The sequence below is a fragment of the Pseudomonas defluvii genome, from assembly GCF_001695625.1.
GTDB classification, from domain to species: domain Bacteria; phylum Pseudomonadota; class Gammaproteobacteria; order Pseudomonadales; family Pseudomonadaceae; genus Aquipseudomonas; species Aquipseudomonas defluvii.
Genome location: NZ_MBPN01000214.1, coordinates 1 through 3,398, shown reverse-complemented (window position 1 = coordinate 3,398; position 3,398 = coordinate 1). Strand labels below are relative to the sequence as shown.

Annotated in this window: 4 protein-coding genes and 3 tRNA genes; all 7 read left to right on the top strand. The window is 54.0% G+C overall.

From position 1 onward, the window contains the following. The first annotated feature begins 319 nt into the window (after nt 1–319). Nucleotides 320–1,279 carry a bifunctional biotin--[acetyl-CoA-carboxylase] ligase/biotin operon repressor BirA gene (gene birA, locus EKA13_RS26450; RefSeq protein ID WP_065761972.1) on the top strand — a complete coding sequence of 320 codons (960 nt, stop codon included), beginning with the start codon at nt 320–322 and terminating at the stop codon, nt 1,277–1,279. Next, nucleotides 1,269–2,018 carry a pantothenate kinase gene (locus tag EKA13_RS26445; protein WP_065761971.1) on the top strand — a complete coding sequence of 250 codons (750 nt, stop codon included), beginning with the start codon at nt 1,269–1,271 and terminating at the stop codon, nt 2,016–2,018. The genes birA and EKA13_RS26445 overlap by 11 nt, the downstream gene beginning before the upstream one ends. Before the next feature lie 7 nt (nt 2,019–2,025). Next, nucleotides 2,026–2,454, top strand: coding sequence for a hypothetical protein (locus tag EKA13_RS26440; protein WP_065761970.1), 429 nt, complete (start codon nt 2,026–2,028; stop codon nt 2,452–2,454). A 144-nt stretch (nt 2,455–2,598) separates the two neighbouring features. Then, nucleotides 2,599–2,683: transfer RNA gene (locus EKA13_RS26435), tRNA-Tyr, on the top strand. Between the two features lie 23 nt (nt 2,684–2,706). Then, nucleotides 2,707–2,780 (top strand) — tRNA-Gly (locus EKA13_RS26430). A 26-nt stretch (nt 2,781–2,806) separates the two neighbouring features. Then, nucleotides 2,807–2,882: transfer RNA gene (locus tag EKA13_RS26425), tRNA-Thr, on the top strand. Nucleotides 2,883–2,967: 85 nt separating this feature from the next. Further along, nucleotides 2,968–3,398 (top strand): GTP-binding protein (locus tag EKA13_RS26420; protein WP_125862973.1); only part of this gene is annotated, 431 nt, incomplete at its 3' end.

Below are 3,398 nucleotides of genomic sequence, written 5' to 3'. Positions count from 1 at the left end.
ATCGCCGATGGTAGTGTGGGGTTTCCCCATGTGAGAGTAGGTCATCGTCAAGATTAAATTCCGAAACCCCTATCTGCACATGCAGGTAGGGGTTTTGTCTTTGTGGCCTGGAAAACATTGCCAGCAGGGCGGCTGTCGCTATTTCACGTTTGTGGGCTGGCTTGTGGCCTCTAAGCGGCTGGCAGTGTGCGATCCACTCAGGGAGGCCCCTCCATGGCTGGGCTTTCCGGCTCCCAGGTCGTCTCTCGTGGCTACAGATTTCTATGCAAGTCTTCGAGGCATGGCTATCATGCCTGCCTCATTGTGAGTCGAGATTGGCATGCTGAAGTTGTTAAACCTCCTTAAAGATGGCCGGTTTCATTCCGGACAGGCGCTGGGGGCCGCCTTGGGTGTCAGTCGCAGTGCTGTCTGGAAGCAGTTGCAGCACCTTGAGGCTGAGCTGAACTTGCCTATTTATAAAGTCCGCGGTCGCGGTTATCAGCTGGCGACGCCATTGTCCTTGCTGGAAACGGCGGCAATTGCAGAGCGATCTGTCGACGAGTCGTGGCCGGCATTGATTTTCGACTCAATCGACTCGACAAATGCCCAGGCGCTCCGTGAGGTCAATGAGGGGCGAGTTGCTCCTTTTATTGTTCTGGCTGAGCGGCAAACGGCCGGGCGAGGCCGTCGTGGGCGTAGTTGGGCCAGTCCGTTTGCAGAGAACCTTTATTACAGTCTGGTACTGCGGATAGAGGGTGGTATGCGCCAGTTGGAAGGGCTTAGCCTGGTCGTTGGCTTGGCGGTGATGCGCACGCTACATGCCTATGGTGTCAGTGGCGCAGGTCTTAAGTGGCCAAACGATGTGTTGGTGAATAATCAAAAAATTGCCGGTATCTTGCTAGAACTTGTAGGTGATCCTGCAGATGTTTGCCACGTGGTGATGGGCGTTGGGATCAACGTCAACATGCAGGCCAGCAGTGAAGTGGATCAGCAATGGACGTCCATATGGCGAGAGGTTGAGGAGGTCGTTGATCGCAATCAGCTGGTCGCTCTGCTCAATCAGAACCTGCAGGAAGACCTGGTTCGGCATCGCCAGTCGGGATTTGCAGTATTCCAGGGTGAGTGGGAGAAGGCGCACCTCTGGCAAGGTCGCGCGGTATCGCTTATTGCAGGTAATCATCAGGTCGATGGTGTGGTGAGAGGCATTGATCGTCAGGGGGCTCTGCGTCTTGAGGTCGATGGTGTTGAAAAGAGCTTTAGTGGCGGAGAGCTCAGTTTGAGGTTGCGCGATGATTCTTGAGCTCGATTGCGGTAACAGCTTTATCAAATGGCGAATCATTCGCTCTGAGGATGCCTCGATAGTCGCTGGTGGCGTCGTTGAGTCCAATGAAGCATTGATTGCCTCGATCCATGCAGTTCCAGGTAGCGCCCCTCGATGCTGTCGCTTGGTCAGTGTCAGGGGAGAGGATGAGACAGCAGGACTGCGTGCAGCTCTGGTTGAGCAGTTCGGTCTGCTGGTTGTTAGTGCTGAGCCAGCGAAAGAGTTGGCCGGGGTTCGTAATGGCTACGATGATTTCCAGCGATTGGGGCTGGATCGTTGGTTGGCGCTTTTGGGTGGCTATCATCTGGCCAAGGGTGCTTGTGTGGTTATCGACTTCGGTACAGCGGTAACGGCCGACTTTGTCGCGGCTGACGGGGCGCATCTTGGGGGGTTTATTTGCCCTGGGTTGCCGCTGATGCGTAATCAGCTGCGCACCCATACCCGTCGTATCCGTTATGACGACGCCGCAGCAGAGCGTGCGCTCTCAAGCGTGGAGCCTGGGCGTTCGACTGTCGAGGCGGTTGAGCGCGGCTGTCTGTTAATGCTCCAAGGGTTCGTATTGACACAGGTAGAGCAGGCTCACTCGCTTTTTGGAGAGGCATTTACACTGTTCCTCACGGGTGGTGATGCGCCCCTGGTTCATCAGGTGGCTCCGTGTGCTCGCGTGGTACCGGATCTAGTGTTTGTTGGTCTGGCGATAGCCTGCCCCCTGGATTGAGGTATCTATGCGCTGGTTGTTTCTTCTCTTGGTGGTGCTCAATGCTGTTTATTACGTCTGGCATCAGCAAGAAGCGCCTTTGAAGGCAAAGGAGGTAGCCCCGCTGTCTTTGTATAAAGGTAGTCAGCAGGGTATTCGCCTTTTGAGTGAGTCGGGGGCTGGAGGGCGCAGCGCGCAGCAGGCTGAAGATTGTCTCTACATCGGTGGCCTTGCCAAGGTTGAGCAATTGAATGCGCTTCGTCAGCGTTTGGTTTCGTTGGATGTGGCGACTGCACAGGTAGTTGGGGTGCTGGGTGACAGCCCGGGATTCTGGCTGCAGGTGGCGCCCCAAAGCCGACGTTTACTGGGCGAAGCGCTGCTCGCGACACTTTCCCATGATTTCAAAGACTTAAAACATAAAATAATGTTGTGCGAGGGTATTGCAACTGCTGAATAGCTTGATAGAATGGCGCCCGCTTCACAGGGAACACCACTAGTTGGAAAGCCTGTGTAGCAACTGTCAAATTAGCTAACCTCAAGATTTTAATGAGAAAAAGCTTGACAGGAAGGCAGCAAGAGTTGAAAATGCTGCCCACGTTCAGGAGGGGTTCCCGAGCGGCCAAAGGGATCAGACTGTAAATCTGACGTCTACGACTTCGAAGGTTCGAATCCTTCCCCCTCCACCAGTTTAGCGAGAGCTGCAAGCTCCGCGGGTATAGTTTAGTGGTAGAACCTCAGCCTTCCAAGCTGATGATGCGGGTTCGATTCCCGCTACCCGCTCCAGGTTTGCTGTTTTTGCAAAGTGTAAGGCTCTTGTAGCTCAGTTGGTAGAGCACACCCTTGGTAAGGGTGAGGTCAGCGGTTCAAATCCGCTCAAGAGCTCCATATTAACAAGGCAGATATGAAAATATCTGCCTTTGTTTTAATGGTTGGCGTGACTAGTTAAATTCTTCTGCGGGGGACAGTCTCGATGGCTAAGGAAAAGTTCGAACGTAACAAGCCGCACGTGAACGTAGGTACTATTGGTCACGTTGACCATGGTAAGACCACGTTGACTGCTGCGCTGACTCGCGTTTGCTCCGAAGTTTTCGGTTCGGCTAAAGTCGATTTTGATAAGATTGACAGCGCTCCAGAAGAAAAAGCTCGCGGTATCACCATTAACACCGCGCACGTCGAGTATGACTCGAATATTCGTCACTATGCTCACGTTGACTGCCCAGGTCACGCTGACTATGTGAAGAACATGATTACAGGTGCTGCCCAGATGGACGGCGCTATCCTGGTTTGCTCGGCCGCCGATGGTCCGATGCCACAAACCCGTGAACACATCCTGCTGTCCCGTCAGGTAGGCGTTCCGTACATCGTGGTCTTCCTGAACAAGGCTGACCTGGTAGACGACGC

Coding starts and splice junctions, on each gene's coding strand:
- EKA13_RS26445 (WP_065761971.1), top strand. CDS start 1,269: ATGATTCTTGAGCTCGATTGCGGTAACAGCTTTATCAAATGGCGAATC.
- birA (WP_065761972.1), top strand. CDS start 320: ATGCTGAAGTTGTTAAACCTCCTTAAAGATGGCCGGTTTCATTCCGGA.
- EKA13_RS26440 (WP_065761970.1), top strand. CDS start 2,026: ATGCGCTGGTTGTTTCTTCTCTTGGTGGTGCTCAATGCTGTTTATTAC.